This window comes from Mesorhizobium sp. 10J20-29, assembly GCF_054130485.1.
In genome coordinates, this window is sequence record NZ_CP199156.1 from 3,077,659 (window position 1) to 3,092,992 (window position 15,334).

The 15,334-nt window shown below is 63.9% G+C and carries 13 protein-coding genes and 1 tRNA gene; 5 read left to right on the plus strand and 9 right to left on the minus strand.

Features of this window, described 5'->3' with window-relative positions; all coding sequences use genetic code 11:
- Nucleotides 1-19: 19 nt before the first annotated feature.
- Nucleotides 20-1,531, minus strand: a complete 1,512-nt coding sequence (locus tag ACT2BZ_RS14710) for an alpha/beta hydrolase (protein WP_457935883.1) — start codon at nt 1,529-1,531, stop codon at nt 20-22.
- 175 nt (nt 1,532-1,706) lie between these two features.
- Between ACT2BZ_RS14710 and ACT2BZ_RS14715 the strand changes: the two genes are divergently transcribed.
- The gene (locus ACT2BZ_RS14715) at nt 1,707-2,189 is read left to right on the plus strand and encodes a class I SAM-dependent methyltransferase (RefSeq protein ID WP_457935884.1); all 483 of its coding nucleotides are present in this window, start codon (nt 1,707-1,709) and stop codon (nt 2,187-2,189) included.
- Between the two features lie 125 nt (nt 2,190-2,314).
- Here ACT2BZ_RS14715 and ACT2BZ_RS14720 read toward each other — a convergent pair whose 3' ends face one another.
- The 3 genes from ACT2BZ_RS14720 to ACT2BZ_RS14730 form a co-directional block, all read right to left on the minus strand.
- On the minus strand, nt 2,315-3,088 hold the full coding sequence (locus ACT2BZ_RS14720) for an L-iditol 2-dehydrogenase (protein ID WP_457935885.1): 774 nt from the start codon (nt 3,086-3,088) through the stop codon (nt 2,315-2,317).
- Nucleotides 3,089-3,198: 110 nt separating this feature from the next.
- Nucleotides 3,199-4,836 carry a tetratricopeptide repeat-containing sulfotransferase family protein gene (locus ACT2BZ_RS14725; protein WP_457935886.1) on the minus strand — a complete coding sequence of 546 codons (1,638 nt, stop codon included), beginning with the start codon at nt 4,834-4,836 and terminating at the stop codon, nt 3,199-3,201.
- A gap of 108 nt (nt 4,837-4,944) precedes the next feature.
- Nucleotides 4,945-5,035 (minus strand) — tRNA-Ser (locus ACT2BZ_RS14730).
- 430 nt (nt 5,036-5,465) lie between these two features.
- On the opposite strand from ACT2BZ_RS14730, the gene ACT2BZ_RS14735 reads away from it, so the two are divergent.
- Nucleotides 5,466-6,581: a porin gene (locus ACT2BZ_RS14735; RefSeq protein WP_457935887.1), complete on the plus strand. Its 1,116-nt coding sequence runs from the start codon at nt 5,466-5,468 to the stop codon at nt 6,579-6,581.
- 167 nt (nt 6,582-6,748) lie between these two features.
- On the opposite strand, the gene ACT2BZ_RS14740 is transcribed toward ACT2BZ_RS14735, so the two are convergent.
- Together ACT2BZ_RS14740 and ACT2BZ_RS14745 are read right to left on the minus strand one after the other, a co-directional pair.
- Nucleotides 6,749-7,639: an alpha/beta fold hydrolase gene (locus tag ACT2BZ_RS14740; RefSeq protein ID WP_457935888.1), complete on the minus strand. Its 891-nt coding sequence runs from the start codon at nt 7,637-7,639 to the stop codon at nt 6,749-6,751.
- Nucleotides 7,640-8,255: 616 nt separating this feature from the next.
- A complete protein-coding gene (locus ACT2BZ_RS14745; RefSeq protein ID WP_457941328.1) occupies nt 8,256-10,283 on the minus strand; it encodes a transglycosylase SLT domain-containing protein in 2,028 nt (675 codons plus the stop codon).
- Nucleotides 10,284-10,443: 160 nt separating this feature from the next.
- Between ACT2BZ_RS14745 and dapA the strand changes: the two genes are divergently transcribed.
- Nucleotides 10,444-11,325, plus strand: coding sequence for a 4-hydroxy-tetrahydrodipicolinate synthase (gene dapA, locus ACT2BZ_RS14750; RefSeq protein WP_457935889.1), 882 nt, complete (start codon nt 10,444-10,446; stop codon nt 11,323-11,325).
- A 23-nt stretch (nt 11,326-11,348) separates the two neighbouring features.
- Nucleotides 11,349-11,828: an SsrA-binding protein SmpB gene (smpB, locus tag ACT2BZ_RS14755; protein ID WP_457935890.1), complete on the plus strand. Its 480-nt coding sequence runs from the start codon at nt 11,349-11,351 to the stop codon at nt 11,826-11,828.
- On the opposite strand, the gene ACT2BZ_RS14760 is transcribed toward smpB, so the two are convergent.
- The 3 genes from ACT2BZ_RS14760 to ACT2BZ_RS14770 form a co-directional block, all read right to left on the minus strand.
- Nucleotides 11,825-13,060: a Mur ligase family protein gene (locus ACT2BZ_RS14760; RefSeq protein WP_457935891.1), complete on the minus strand. Its 1,236-nt coding sequence runs from the start codon at nt 13,058-13,060 to the stop codon at nt 11,825-11,827. The genes smpB and ACT2BZ_RS14760 overlap by 4 nt on opposite strands.
- A gap of 257 nt (nt 13,061-13,317) precedes the next feature.
- Nucleotides 13,318-13,983 carry a uracil-DNA glycosylase gene (locus tag ACT2BZ_RS14765; protein WP_457935892.1) on the minus strand — a complete coding sequence of 222 codons (666 nt, stop codon included), beginning with the start codon at nt 13,981-13,983 and terminating at the stop codon, nt 13,318-13,320.
- Nucleotides 13,980-14,564 carry a LabA-like NYN domain-containing protein gene (locus ACT2BZ_RS14770; RefSeq protein WP_457935893.1) on the minus strand — a complete coding sequence of 195 codons (585 nt, stop codon included), beginning with the start codon at nt 14,562-14,564 and terminating at the stop codon, nt 13,980-13,982. Before ACT2BZ_RS14770 ends, ACT2BZ_RS14765 begins: the two co-directional genes overlap by 4 nt.
- 279 nt (nt 14,565-14,843) lie before the next feature.
- Here ACT2BZ_RS14770 and rpoZ point away from each other — a divergent pair, with 279 nt between their 5' ends.
- Nucleotides 14,844-15,245, plus strand: a complete 402-nt coding sequence (rpoZ, locus tag ACT2BZ_RS14775) for a DNA-directed RNA polymerase subunit omega (protein WP_457935894.1) — start codon at nt 14,844-14,846, stop codon at nt 15,243-15,245.
- The last annotated feature ends 89 nt before the right edge of the window (nt 15,246-15,334 follow it).

The window sequence follows — 15,334 nt, forward strand, 5'->3', positions numbered from 1 at the left end:
ATGCATCCCGCAGGCCGATCTACGAACCCGTGCGCGCGAAACTGTCGATCATGCCGTCGATGCGTTCCAGCATGAAGGGGAAGAACGGGTTGGAAGTGACGCGCAGCAGCGAGCCTGGCGGCACGACCAGTACGTTTTCCTCGCCGTGCCAGGCCAGCCGGCCGAGATGGATGCCGAAATTCTCGTCCGGGTTGGGATTCTCGCCATAGAGCGAATCCTTGACGGGGAAGGGCAGTGACAGGTGCGACATCGAGTAGGTGTTCTCGGGATAATAGAGCCTGAGCGCCCGCGAATGCTCGGCGACCGTGCCCGCTTCGGTCACGTTTTCCGCAACCTCGGCGGTCAACGGCCCGACATTGGAGATGATGGTCGAGCGGTAGCGCCGCTCGGCGGGTGGCATCATCTGGCGCATCAGCCCTTCCGCGCCCTTGTTCAGCAGCGGCCCGAACTCGGCCGCCCGGTTGATGTCGAACAGCACCAGTTCGCTGCCGTTGGCCGGCAGCTGGGCGTAGAGCACGTTGATCAGCGCGCCGACATTGACCGTCGCGTCGACGATCGACTGGAAGGTCAGGATCTGCGGCAGGTCCGCGATCTTGCCGCTGCGCGCCACATTGCCGATCTGCCGCTGCAGCGCCATCGTCAGCTGGTATGACTGGCGCGCACCGTTGACCGGGAAGGAGTTGTACTTGAACGGATTGTACTCCGGCAGCACCGACAGCCAGGACGCCTTGACGAAAGCCGGGAAGACCGCCGGCAGCCCAGCCAGCCCGGCGAACCGGGCATAGGCGCTGACGCCGATCATCGGCGACACCAGCACGAGGCGGTCGGGCTTGGGCAGGCGCTGGTCCTCCGGGCTGTCCAGCGTGTCGAGCGTATACTTCAGTGCCAGCGCGCCGCCATTCGAATAGCCGACGATATGCAGCGGCACGAAGGGCCCGGCCTTGTGGATCGCCTCGCGCACGGCCATCCGCGTCGTCGCCATCCAATCTTCCCATTCCACTTCGGTCAGGCCGCCCGGAACCGTTCCGTGGCCCGGCATGCGCGGCACCACCGCCAGGAAACCCATGTCGCGATAGTGCTCGGCGAAATGGCGCATGCTGTAGGGACTGTCGGTCAGCCCGTGCAGCAGCACCGCGGCGCCGGTCGGCACGCCTTCGGGCGCCAGCTCGTAGGAGCGGTTCCAGTTGGTCGCGAACTTGCCGGGATAGAGCGCGCTACCCTCGAAGTACCGGTTTTCCGGTACCTGGTCCTCGACCGGCAACTGATCGGTCACCTCGGCCTTCATCGACTGGAAGATCGTCTCTTCGGCGCCGAGATAGCCCTGCCAGTCCGTGGCGTCGATCTCGGCGACGGACAGTTCTTCCGGCACGAAGGTGTGCCAGGGCTCGAGCGGCGGACCGGTAAGCGAATCATAGACGCGGACGCCGAGCACCGTTGCGATGCACAGCAGCACCGGCAGCGCGGCCAAGGCTGCGATGCGCACAGCCCGCCTGTTCGCCAGTTCCCTCAGCACCGAGCGCATGGAAGCCATTCAGCCGCGTCCTCCGCCGCCAAGAACACACGAATGGCGCCGGCAAGACAAGGGCCGGCTGCTGCCGGTCCCCAGATGGGCTCTGCCGGATTCCGCTTGATCCGCCGGGCCGAAACCGGCATGGCTCCGCGCAGCGGCCGGTCGGTCGCCGCACCAGCCGCAAGCGAGTTTCCGCATGAGCCGCCTCGACAGTTTCATCCGTCGCCTCGTCGCCCAGCGCGAGATTCTGGACATGATCTGCCGCGACATGCCCTTGCCCGACGGCGTCGTCATCGAGCTCGGCCTCGGCAACGGTCGTACCTACGACCATCTGCGCGAGCGTCTCCCGGGCCGGCGCATTGTCGCCTTCGACCGTGCGCTCGGCGCCCACAAGGCTTCGACGCCGGAGCCGGAAAACCTCGTCATCGGCGAGATCGACGCGACGGCGAAGGCGTTCTTCGGCATCGGCGCGGCGCTGGTCCATGCCGACATCGGCAGCGGCTATGACGATCTCGACCTGGTCAACCTCGCCTGGCTGCCTGAAGTCACCGTGGAACTGCTGGGTCCTGGGGGCATTGCGGCGAGCGGCGTGAGGCTGAAGCATCCGTCGCTCGAGCCGCTGCCGCTGCCGGCGGGCATCGCCGAAGATCGCTACTTCATCTATCGCAAGCGGCAATAGCAGGGCTGCCCGACCAGGGTTTCCTGCTCCGGCTCAGGCTCAGGCGAGGGCAGGGCGGTACCTTGCGCCAATCCTGTTCGGCCGGCTCAGACAGCGTTCGGCAACCAAAGCCTACGCGTAGCGTCTCAGCTCATCCACTGGCCGCCATCGACATTGTAGGTCTGCGACACGATGTAGTCGGCCTCGGACGAGGCGAGGAAAACCGCCATGCCGGTGAGGTCGTCGGGCGTCGCGAAACGGCCGGCCGGCACGCCCGCGGCCACTTCCGCCTTCTTCTGCCCCGGCTTCTTGCCTTCCAGCTTGGCAAACATCGAATCGACATGCTCCCAGTGCTCGCCGTCGACGACGCCGGGCGCGATGGCGTTCACGTTGATGCCGTGCCTGATCAGGTTCAGCCCGGCCGACTGCGTCATCGAGATCACCGCCGCCTTGGTCGAACAGTAGACCAGGACCAGGCTTTCGCCGCGCCGTCCGGCCTGCGAGGCCATGTTGATGATCTTGCCGCCATGGCCCTGGGCGATCATCTGCCTGGCGGCGGCCTGCATGGTGAAGAGCGTGCCGGCCACGTTGACGGCATAGAGCTTTTCGTAGCTCGCACGGGTGATGTCGACTGTCTCGGCGGCGTCGAAGAGCGCGGCATTGTTGATCAGGATGTCCAGCTTGCCAGCCCGTGCGACCACGGCCGCGACGGCCGCGTCGATGCTGTCCTGCCGCGTCACGTCGAGCTCTACCGCATAGGCGGCGTCCCCGATGGCGGCCGCGGCGGCCTGCGCGGCCTCGAGATTGATGTCGCCGATGGCAACGGTCGCGCCCTCGCGCGCATAGGCCTCGGCGAAGCCGCGACCGATGCCGCGCGCTGCGCCCGTGATGAGGGCAGACTTTCCTTGCAGGCGGGTCATGAGCTTCCAAACCTTATGTAGCGCAAGAAAAATTCAATGCCGATCAGCGATCGTCTGCAGGCTGATGGGGCAACAGGTTCCGCTGTACGATTTGCAGACCCAGTCGCGGGCTATACTTCGGCTAGGTCGCCCAGCGACTTGATCAGCGGCTGGATCTTGTTCTCGTATTTTTTCCAGCGCTTGACCGACGATGCGTAGATCGGCTGCCTGACCTGCCAGCGGCTCGGTGTGATGACCGAACGCTCGTTCTCGTAATAGCGCAGGCAGGCATCGTCCCAGGGCAGGCCGAGGAAGTCGATCAGCCGCCGTGTCTCGGCCTCCTGGTCGGCCACCATTGTTTCGTAGCTGCACCGGTATATCCGGTCGCCCAGCAGTTCGTGCCAGTGGCGCATCAGCCGCTCGTATTCGCGGTAGTAGAGGCCGAGCGTCTCGAGGTCGGAATTGTAGCCGTGCTTTTCGTTGAAGGTGTTGAAAAAGCACGAGATACAGTTGTCGATCGGATCGCGCGTGCAATGGATGATCTTCGCATTCGGATAGACCAGCGCGATCATGCCAACATGCTGGAAGTTGTGCGGCATCTTGTCGATGATGCGAGCCGCCGACGGAGCAAGGCCTCGAAGATAGCCCAGATATTCCCGCGCTGCTGACTGCGATTCGGCCATCGTGAGCGCCTGCGGATGCTTCTGGATCGCGCCGTTTGGGCTTCTGCCATAGCCGATACGCTGCAGCGCAAAGCTCAGCTTCGTCAGTTCACCTGCACCATGGACGGCGGGGTGGCTGGCGCAGATCTGCTCGGTCAGCGTGGTTCCCGAGCGCGGCATGCCGACGATGAAGACGGGCACCTCGGAGGGATCGCCGAAACCTTCCTTCGACTTCAACAAGGCCGGCGTGAAGGCGGCGATCAACGTGTCGACCCGGCGGCGATAAGCCTCGACATCGAAGGCGTGGCCGCTCGCAAGCTTGCTGGCCTGGAATTCGTCTATCGCCTCGTCGCTGCGGCCGAGATCGTTGAGGATCTTGCCTGCGGCATGGTGCAACAGAACGATCTCCTTGGTCTCGAGGTCCGGCTTCTCGAGTTCCTTCAGGATTGAACCCAGCTCCGCAGGTTCGGTCGAGAACTTCTTCGTGTCCGCAAGGGACCTCAGCGAGGCCGCAACGCTGAAACCCTTGGAAATGCTCTCGCGCAGCAGCTCCGCCGCCTCCTCCATCCTGCCGAGGCTGATCAGCGCAGTGGCATGGTCGAAGCGTACGGTCGGGTGGTCGGGCAGCAGCTTCCGCGCCTTCTCGAATACCGGCAACGCAAGCTCGGCATTGCCCGATCTGGTGTAGCACCGCCCAAGCGAGCAATAGGCCCCACTAAGTCCTGGTTTCAGCGCCAAGGCCCGCTGGAAGTGCTTTATCGCGTCATCGAACTCGCGGGCGTCCTCGCAGGTTCCCGCCAGCACCATGTGGGCTTCGGCGGCATTCGGCTTCACCTCGACGGCCTTCTTGAAGAAGGTAATGGCCAATGGGAGGTCGCCGACTGCACCGGCCAGAGAGCCCGACAGCAGAAGCGCCTGGGCATTGCGGGGCTCGCGCTGAAGGACCGCCACGCACAGCTTTTCGGCCTGCCTGAATTCTCCGCGGTCGTGATGCGCCTTGGCCATCTGCAATGCCTGGTCGATGCCGTTTCTCGACGGAGCCTGACGCTGCACGGGACGGCTGGCCTGCTTGAGATGCTTCGCGAAGGAGGGGGGTAATCTGCTCATGGGGTCTGCCTACCAACAAGGGGGTGCCGAATCCAGTGCCATAGGAAGGCAAGGTCGCCAGCGCGAGTTTCGAACGAATCTCCGGGGAATGCAAAGAGCAACCCGGGCTGGCGGAGAGGAAGGGATTCGAACCCTCGAGAAGCTTTTGACCTCTACTCCCTTAGCAGGGGAGCGCCTTCGACCACTCGGCCACCTCTCCGTTGCCGCGGTGGATAAAGAAAACGCCGCGCACAATCAATAAGCCGGGAGCCAGAAAGCCGATAATTCGGCGAATCGGACGCATTACCCTGCATTTGCAGGCCCTGCCGGTGGAATCATCGCCTGCCGGTTCGCTGCCCGTAGTGATGGAATGGCCCCCGATGCCCGTTTGGGACGCCTGATAGTTAACCGAACCTTTCCGCCCCCCGGCAAATCGTGTCATTTGTGCAACATCGCTTCGGGATAGCGGCGCAGGGAGGGCAAACCGGGCCAGATGGTGATTGAACCGCGGCGCTCCATGAGTAATGTCGGGTTCGAAGGAGCCGCGCGGTGTGCGTCTTTTTCAGTAATTGGGGATGGGGCAGGGAACGCTGTCCTTCAGCAAAAAAATACCCAGACCCGCTTTTTAACTTTTGACTGGAGGTCAGAAAATGAACATCAAGAGCCTGCTTCTCGGCTCCGCTGCGGCTTTCGTCGCAGTATCCGGCGCACGCGCCGCCGATGCGGTCGTGATCGCTGAGCCCGAGCCGATGGAATACGTTCGCATCTGCGACACCTACGGCGTCGGCTTCTACTACATCCCGGGCACCGAGACCTGCTTGAAGGTTTCCGGCTACCTGCGTTACGACATCGGCGTCGGCTACCTCGGCAACGAGGACGTTGTTGACAAGGGTTGGTGGTTCGAAGGGGATGGGGGTCCGGACTGGAACGACACCTACGATAAGCGCGCCCGTTTCGCGCTGCGTGCAGACGCCCGTTCGGAAACCGAACTCGGCACCCTGCGCATCTATGCCCAGGTCAACTTCAACTGGGACGTCCAGGTCACCGACGACGGTCCGTACACTCCTGACTGGTTCACGAACACTGCCAACACTTGGGCTCTGAACCACGCCTATATCGAGCTCGGCGGCTTCCGCGTCGGCAAGACCGACTCGCTGTTCTCGACCTTCACCGGCTACTCGTCGGGCGTCTCGAACGACGGTCTCGTTCCTTACGGTCCGTTCGACACCCACCAGATCGCCTATAGCTGGAACGGCGGCAACGGCTTCAACGCCGCGGTTGCTCTCGAAGAAGCCAACGGCGTCACCTACACGCTGGACAGCTATGTGCCTAACGTGGTTGGCGGCATCGGCTACACCGGTGGCTGGGGTGGCGTTTCGTTCGTCGCCGCTTACGACTCGGTCTACGAAGAAGGCGCCTTCAAGGGTCGCGTTGACTTCAATGCCAACGACATGATCTCGCTCTTCGTTATGGCCGGCTACGATACGGCTGATGCCGACTTCAACGACCCGAACTTCTACGCTCCCTGGGGCGGTTCGTGGGCTGTCTGGGTCGGCGGCGCTTGGAAGTTCAACGAGAAGGCTACGATGAACTTCGAAGTCGGCTACGACGACTACGAGAACTTCTCGGTCGCAGCCAACGTCGATTACGAGCTGGTGCACAACTTCCACATCATCCCGGAAGTCGTCTATGTCGACAATTTCGATCAGGACAATGCTGATCATTGGGGTGGTTTCCTCCGCCTCCAGGCCAACTTCGGCGGTTGATCCGTCTAGGCTGACAGTCTGAAGTGATTGGGCCCGCGCTCTTCGAGCGCGGGCCCTTTCCTTTTGTGCCGCACCACGCACTGGACCTTGACGACCGACGCAGTTGAACCTGGCCGGCCAATCGAGTTGACCAGCTCCCGCCCGGGCCTGGATGCTCTGGTCTGCTGCTAGTGCTTTGTCTCGGCCCGCGCCAGGAATGCCGCGATTGTATCGGGCAGGGTGCCGGTCTCGAGCAACGGCGGATGGCCCTGGCCTTCCACGATCACCGTCTCGCAGTCCGGATGCCGCTTCGCCATCGCCTCGAGCGTTGTCTTCGACAGCAGCTTCGAATTCTCGCCCCTGATCGCCAGCATTGGCACGCCACACAGGCCTTCGAACTGCTGCCACATGTCCGGCAGCGGCCGGTTCAGGTTGAGCCCCTTGATGGTCTTCAAGAGCGCTGGATCAAAATCGCGTTGCGGCTTGCCGCTCTGCTCGCGGTAGATCGCAGCGGTGAAGCGCACCCAGTCGTCGTCGCTGAGGGCAGAAAAGGCTGCGCCGTGCGCCGCGCGCTGCACGGCGATTGCGTCGGCCATGGTGGCCGCGCGCGGCGCCCGCGTCAGGTAGGACCTGATATGGGCGAGGCCTTCGCCTTCCAGAACCGGCCCGACATCGTTGAGCACGATCGAGGCGAACAGGGTCGGACGCATGCCGCCGAGCATGTGGATGATCAGGCCGCCGCGCGATGTGCCGATGAAATGGCCGCGCTCGATGCCCGTCGCCGTCAGTCCAGCCACGATGTCGCCGGCCTCGACCACGATATTGTAGTTCTGCCAGTTGCGATCGAAGGCCGAGCGCCCGCGTCCGCGGTAGTCGAAGGCCACCACCTTGCGCGGCGTCTCCGCGTGGCGCGACAGGTAGAGAGCCAGTTCGTGGAAATCGCGCGCATTGCGCGTCAGTCCCGGCAGGCAGATGACCGGTTCGGCCGTGTTGTTCCCCTCGCCATAGAGGCGCAGGTGAAGCTGCAGCCCGTCGCTGGACGTATAGAATCTATCGGAAAAGCCAGGTTCGGACGTCATGGTGCCTCTGGTCTGATTGCGGAAGGCCATAGCGTGGACAGTCTGACCACGCAGGTTCGGAATCTTTATCTGCTCCTCGGCGGCAGAGGAAACGATTTCAAGGCGTTAGCCCGATCCAACTGAAGGGCGATGCTTCAGGGAATCGAATATGCGGCGATATTACAAGCACTTTATCCACGCCCTTCCAAGCGCGCGCATATTACTCGTATCTCCTGCACGGGAACGCGGGGTCGCGAACCGGGCGAGCGTGGCAGGGGACGGCGCCGGGTGGCTGCGCGAAACGGTGGCGCGGTTGGACATTGTCATCCACACACCCGGGCCCTGGCCGAGGCATGTGCGTGAAACTCGTTGCTCCCTCGGGCAAGGCAAGAACGTCGGCGGGGCGCAGAAGCTGCGCCACGTAGTAATATCTGAGAGGCTCGGCCCTGCGCCCCGCTTCCCGACCTTCGCCCGACCTCATCCCGAGTGCGAGCGAAGGGAGCATTCGAAGGATCAATGGCCAGACCGGAAACGGGGTGTGGCAACGGGCAGGTGTGCGTGCCGACCGATGCCTGGAGCGAATCTTGTCGAAGCTTGCCGGATCTTCAGCTTGCTTCTGCCTCGTAGCAGACGTTACTCACCGCCCGTTGATCAGGTCTCCCTCGATGTCGAAGGTGCCCGACAGGCGCATCTTGTAAACCTGGTAGTTCTCCATCACGCGCTGCACGTAGCTGCGCGTTTCGGTGAAGGGAATCTTCTCGATCCAGTCGACAACCGTCTCGATGTCCTTTCCGCGTGGATCGCCATAGCGCTTGATCCAGTCGCGGGCGCGGCGCGGCCCCGCATTGTAGCCGACGAATGTCAGCACGTATGACCCGTCGAACCGGCCGAGTTGCTCGCCGAGGAATGCCGCGCCGAGCGTCGCATTATACGCCGCGTCGGTGGTCAATCGGCTCTTCGAGTAGCTGAGGCCCGCCTTCTTCGCGACCTCCTTGGCGGTGCCGGGCAGCAGTTGCAGCAGGCCGCGTGCGCCGGCGCCCGAGACCGCGCCGATGTTGAACTCGCTTTCCTGCCTCGCGATTGCATAGGCCAGCGCCTTGCCGGCCCCTGAAATGTTCGCCGAGGCGGGAATGACGCCGATCGGGTGCGCCAGCGCGCCGATGTCGATGCCGCGCGCCGCCGCGATCTTGCCGATCTTCAGCGCCAGGAAATGGTTGCCGCGCCGTTCCGCCATCACGGCCAGCAGCGCGAGTTCGCCGGGGCTCGTCAGCTCGCCGGCAAGCTCACGGTAGAGCCTGTCTGCGAGCGACGGGTAGTCGATGCGTTCGAGCCGGCGGATTGCCTGCACCGCCTCTCGCTCCGAAAAGGCCTTGCGGTCGGCTGCCGTCGGGTCGGGATACTCGGCATTGAGCGTCTTCTCGCCGATCCGTTCCGCTGCGAGCTGGCCGTAGAACGTGGCCCCGAAGGCGGCGGCCTTGCGGAAATAGGTCTTGGCGTCGCCCGGGCCGCCGGCTTCCGCCGCGCGGCCGAGCCAGTAATAGGCGCGCGACAGCGAGATCGGCCCCTGTGCCACCTCGGCGATGCGGGCGAAGTGCTTAGCGCCGGCCTTGGCGTCCTTGAGGCCACGCAGCGCATACCAGCCGGCATGGAACTCGGCGTCAGCCGCCTCGACCGGGCTCTCGGCCGAATGCGCTGCGGCAATCTTGTAGGCGGTCTTCATGTCGCCATGGTCGACCAGCTCGCGCGACAGCACCCGGCGTTCTTGCCACCAGGCGTCCGGGTCGATGATGGCGGCCCGGTCGGTCGGTGCCTCGAGCATCACCTCGGCGGCTTCGGAAAACTTGTTATGGCGGCGCAAGTACCTGGCCTTGGCAAATGCATAGCCGGCCGAACGCTGGCCGGCCGGTACCGCGGCGAGCAATTTCGCAGCCTTCTTCTCGTTGCGCGTCGCTGCCGCCCAGGCTTCCGCCAGTTCCTTCGCGCCCGCCAGTTCCGCCACCCGGCCGGCGGAATTGATGCGGTCGGCGTATAGCATCCGTTCCATGCGGGCGCGGTGGTCGGCAGCCGTCAGGATGGCGCCGAACTCCTTGATGATGCGCAACTCGTCGCCCGAATCGAGTGTTTCGCGCCGCCAGAACGGCGCCAGCACGGCATGCGCGGCCTTCATCTCGCCGACCGCTGCGTGCGCGCGGGTCAGCAGGACGATCCCCTGAACCGTCTGCGGCGTCGTGCCACCAAACGCAGCGATCACGGTTGCGGGCTCCGGCCTCTCGCGGAAGAGTGCACGCTCGCTGTTGCGGCGCAGCGTGTCCATGCCGGGCCAGCCCGGAAGCGACAGCGCGGCACTGGCAATCTCGCTGCTCGGCACGGCGGGCCCGCCGTGCATGGCGATCGCCCAGGTCAGCACCTGCCTGTCCAGGCTGCCTTCCGGCAGGCCGTCACGCAACCGGCGTGCCTCGGCGACGGAATCCGCCGACAATGCGTCGAGGCCGGTCTTCAGGAGATCGGTCTTGCGCGCCGGCATCATGAAGTCGGGCGGCCTGGCACTGGCCGTGGCCAGCAGAGCGTCGATACCGGTCGCCAGTCCCGCAGCAGGCAGGAGAGCGACCAGCAGCGCCTGCAGCGTCAGTGGTCGGGAGCGCTTTCGGCGCTTTGACTTGCTCATCATGTCACCGACAGGATATCAAGCGCGGCCGCATCGCGAAACCCTGCCTTCGCTGCCCCTGTCGCAACACTTGGACAGGCCTATGGTGCGGCGCGCCCGTTTCGGCTAAAAGCCGCCTGTACCGACCAAAAGACTTGGAAATACCGGGAGTTCAACGATCATGCTGAGAGGCTCGCTCACCGCCCTCGTGACGCCGTTTTCATCGGGTGGCGCGTTCGACGAAAAAGCCTTTCGCGCTTTCGTCGAGTGGCAGATCGTCGAGGGAACCAAGGGATTGGTGCCCGTCGGCACGACCGGCGAATCGCCGACGCTCTCGCATGACGAGCACCGCCAGGTGGTGAAGGCCTGCGTCGAGGTCGCCGGTGGTCGCGTGCCGGTGGTTGCCGGAGCGGGCTCCAACAACACGGCGGAGGCCGTTGGCCTGGTCAAATTCGCCGAAGAGGTGGGCGCCGACGCCGTCCTCGTCGTCACGCCCTATTACAACAAGCCCACTCAGCGTGGCCTCTATGCGCATTTCGCCGCCGTCGCCCAGGCGACCAGCCTGCCTGTCATCATCTATAACATCCCGCCGCGTTCGGTCATCGACATGACGCCGGAGACCATGGGACGACTGGCGCGTGATTTCGCCAACATCGTCGGCGTCAAGGATGCTACCGGCAAGGTCGAGCGCGCCTCCGAGCAGCGCATCACCTGCGGCAAGGACTTCATCCAGCTTTCCGGCGAGGACGCCTCGGCGCTCGGCTTCAACGCGCATGGCGGCGTCGGCGCCATCTCGGTCACCTCCAACGTGGCGCCGCGGCTTTGCGCGGAATTCCAGGAGGCGACGCTCGCCGGCGACGGCAGGAAGGCGCTCGAACTGCAGGACCGGCTGATGCCGCTTCACAAGGCGCTGTTCATCGAACCCGGCGTCTCGGGTTCGAAATACGCACTGTCGAAGCTCGGCAAGATCGAGAACATCCTGCGTTCGCCGCTGATGACGGTTGAGCCGGAAACGGCGAAGCAGATCGACGCGGCAATGCAGCACGCGGGCTTGATTAACTAGCCGGTCCGCGCCACTTCAGTGCCATGAATCAGGTCAGAAAAGCCGATCCCAACAACAAGGTCGTCGCGGAGAATCGCAAGGCGCGGTATTCCTATGAGGTGCTCGATACGGTCGAGGCCGGGCTTGTGCTGACCGGAACCGAGGTCAAGTCGCTGCGCGAGGGCCACGCCAACATCCAGGAATCATACGCCTCGATGGAAGGCGGGGAAGTCTGGCTGATCAATTCCTATCTGCCCGAATACCTGCAGGCCAACCGCTTCAATCACGAGCCGCGCCGCCGCCGCAAGCTGCTGCTGAACAAGCGTGAAATGGCAAAGCTCGGCCAGAGCGTCGACCGCGAGGGCATGACCATGGTCCCGTTGAAGATCTACTTCAACGACCGCGGCCGGGCCAAGCTGCTGCTCGCCATCGCCAAGGGCAAGAAGCTGCACGACAAGCGTGAGACCGAGAAGAATCGCGACTGGGCCCGCGAGAAGAGCCGGCTCCTGAAGGAGCGCGGCTAGCCCGCGCCGGGCGCTGTCGGTCGCGCCCTTTTCCACGGCTGCAAGATCCGCTTCAGCATTGCACGTTCGCGCCAGCGCCGACGTCCCCTGTGCACTTCGTAGGGTAGCCGGTAGAGGCCGCAGGCGTCGCAGCCCTGAGCCTTGCCACAGATGGGTTTCCAGCACCGGACATCTTCGAGAAAGGATATGGCGATGCGCTCCAGATGCAGGTTGCCCGACCCCTTGAGGAGGATCAGTTCGCCGGGAATGGCCGTAGCCTTCAGGTGTTGCGCAACGGCCAGAGGCGTCTCGAGCGCCAGGAACCGGCCCGCCTGGATTTCCTCCTTGCCGGCTTCGGAATGGCTCGCGTGGTCGCCGACGAAGACGACCTGCTCGGCGATCTCCCGGCCGATGCGGAACGCGTCGCGGTACTTTCGGTTCGATCCGGCAAAGTCTGACAGGTATCCGAGCACGATCCGACGTCTCGGCGCGTGAGCCGCAGCAACGATGTCCAGGGCGAGGCGCAGCGAATAGAGGGGTGCCTTCACCGTATCGACGACGAAGTGCGGCCCGCCAGGCACGTCGATCGTTCCGCAGCGGTGTCTTATCGGCACGAAGCTCGCCATCCGTTCGGCGATTGTCTCCGGCGGTACGCCAAGTTCGATCGCCGCTGCCGTGGCTGCCGTCACGGAGACCCAGAAGTGCTCGGCCACGAACTGCGTGCGCAGCGCCAGACTGCCACCGGGCCAGGTCACGGTCAGGCCCAAGCGCTCCGGGAAGCCCACGCTGATGTTAGCGGCACGGAAGTCCGCCCCTTCGTTTCTCCCGAAGGTCACGATGCGCTCGGCCGTGCGCGCGGCCATGCCCATCACAAGCGGGTCGTCGGCGTTGAGGATCGCGACGCCGCCCGGCCTGACGCATTCCACCAGTCCGCCCTTCTCCAGCGCAACGGTCTCGACATTCCTGAATTTCGCCCGATGCTCCAGCCCGACCAGCGTCACGATGGCGATGTCCGGGCGAAGCGTGTCGGCCATCGGCGCCATGTTTCCCACCGCCCCGACGCCGACCTCGGCGAGCAGGAAATCCCTGTCGCCTGCATGCTCGTTCACCAGCTTGGTCAGGCCCCGGATACCGTTGAAGTCCATATGGGTGGCGACCTGGCCGTGGCCTTCCAGGATATGCGACAGCAGCGCCGTCGTCGTCGTCTTGGCCGAGCTCCCGGTTACGCCGATGAACTTTGCCTTGCTGGCCATCCGCCGGCTCCGCGCCTGCCGGCTGCGAAGCCTGAACGTCATGTCGCGTGCCGTCCTGGCTCTCTCCCGCAGCCAGTCGGCAACCGAGGTCTCGTCCGACAGCATGAGTTTCGACAGGATCGACAAACAGGCACCTTCGCTCGATGGATCGTCGGCCGTTGGTAGCGGGCCAGGCGGGCCTTCCGCAACCCGCCGGATCCAGAAAACGCCGGGTAAGCCGGCCCGACACTGCCGGGCAATCGGCTTTTCTTGGCCCGTTATTCCTGCAGGAATGCCGCTATGTCGGCGAACACGTCGACGAACATCTGTTCGGTCAGCCGCCCCGTGTTGGTGTTGTAGCGCGAGCAGTGATAGCTCGAAAACAGCGTGATGCCGCCAGCCGCATGCCTGCCGCCATGGCTGAACGGCAGTGCAGCGACGCGCTCGCCGAGCGCCCTTACAGTCGACTGGTGCGAGATCACGCCGAGCGACAGGATGGCGCGCAGGTTCGGGAAGTCCGAGATGGTCGAGGAAAGGAACCGGCGACAGGTGGCGATCTCGCTGCCGACCGGCTTGTTCTCCGGCGGCACGCAGCGCACTGCGTTGCTGATTGCCGCACCGACGAGTTCCAGGCTGTCGTCGGGCCGCGCCTCGAAGTTCCCGCGCGCCAGGCCGAAGCGCTTCATCGTCGCGTAGAGCAGGTCGCCGGCATAGTCGCCGGTAAATGGCCGCCCGGTCCGGTTGGCGCCACGCAGGCCAGGCGCCAGCCCGACGATCAGCAGCCTGACCGAGTCTGGTCCTTCTGGCGGCAGGAACGTCGGCACCGGCCCGTTGAACCAGTCCGGTTCGCGCTCGCGCCAGGCCGCAATGAAACCGTGAAGCCGCGGGCAAAGCGGACAGTCATGCGGCGGCTCTGACGATGCCGCGGGGAGGGTGGGGGTCAAATGTCGTCGTCTTCGTCATCGTCCGACGGGTCGGCCCGCCGTACCGGCCGCTCGCTCGGGTCGCGTCCGATGTCGCCCTTCAGCGTCATCAGGTCGATGAAGTGATCTGCCTGGCGGCGCAGGTCATCGGAAATCATCGGCGGCTGCGAGGCCATGGTTGAGACCACGCTCACCTTGCGGCCGCGCCGCTGCAGCGCCTCCACCAGCGTGCGGAAGTCGCCATCGCCGGAAAAGATCACGTAGTGGTCGACATGCTCGGTGAGTTCGAGTGCATCGACCGTCAGTTCTATATCCATGTTGCCCTTGATCTTGCGGCGGCCGGACGCGTCGGTGAACTCCTTGGCCGGCTTGGTCACAACCTTGTAGCCATTGTAGTCGAGCCAGTCGATCAGCGGCCTGATGGACGAGTATTCCTGATCCTCGATCAGCGCGGTGTAGTAGTACGCACGGATCAGGTAGCCGCGCTTCTGGAAGCTCGACAGCAGCTTTCGATAGTCGATATCGAAGCCCAGTGCCCTTGAGGTTGCGTAGAGGTTGGCGCCGTCAATGAATAGGGCGATCTTTTCGCGCGGATCGAACATCTCAAAAATCCCTGTCTTAAATAGGTCTTCGAGCAAATACGCGCCAAGCGGCGCCGAGTTTCCAAAAAAAGATGGCCTGAAACTCTGCGAGGCAGAATATCCAGACAACAAGGCCATTCCAAGAGTTCGCCGGCTTTACAAGAAAATGTGATTTCCGGCCTGCACCTTCCGCTGCGGCGCTTGCCCGGGGCCCTGCCATGGCGCTTGTAATTGCCGCTCTTTCGGGTTATGGACCGCGCCTGTTTTCCAATACATCCAGGCAATGAAAGGGGCACTCGAATGGCCCGCGTTACCGTTGAAGACTGCATCGACAAGGTCGACAACCGCTTTGAGCTGGTCCTTTTGGCCGGCCACCGTGCCCGCCAGATCAGCCAGGGCGCGCAGATCACCATCCCGCGCGACAACGACAAGAACCCCGTCGTGGCGCTGCGCGAAATCGCCGACGAGACGCTGTCGCCCGGCGACCTCAAGGAAGATCTGATCCACTCGCTGCAGAAGCATGTCGAGGTGGACGAGCCCGAAGCCGACGGTCAGGAACTCACCGACCAGACCACGGCCGCGGCAACCACTGTCGATGCCGACGAGCCGGAAGAAGCGATCGTCTTCGACCGCATGTCGGAAGAAGAGCTCCTGGCCGGCATCGAGGGGCTTGTCGCGCCGGAAAAGAGCGACGACTATTGATCTGACGGGAGCCGCGCGCTCTTCCGCGCCGGCTGTTTCGTAGCTATCTATGATATGCGCCGTAAATCGTTGCGGCGCATATTCTATTT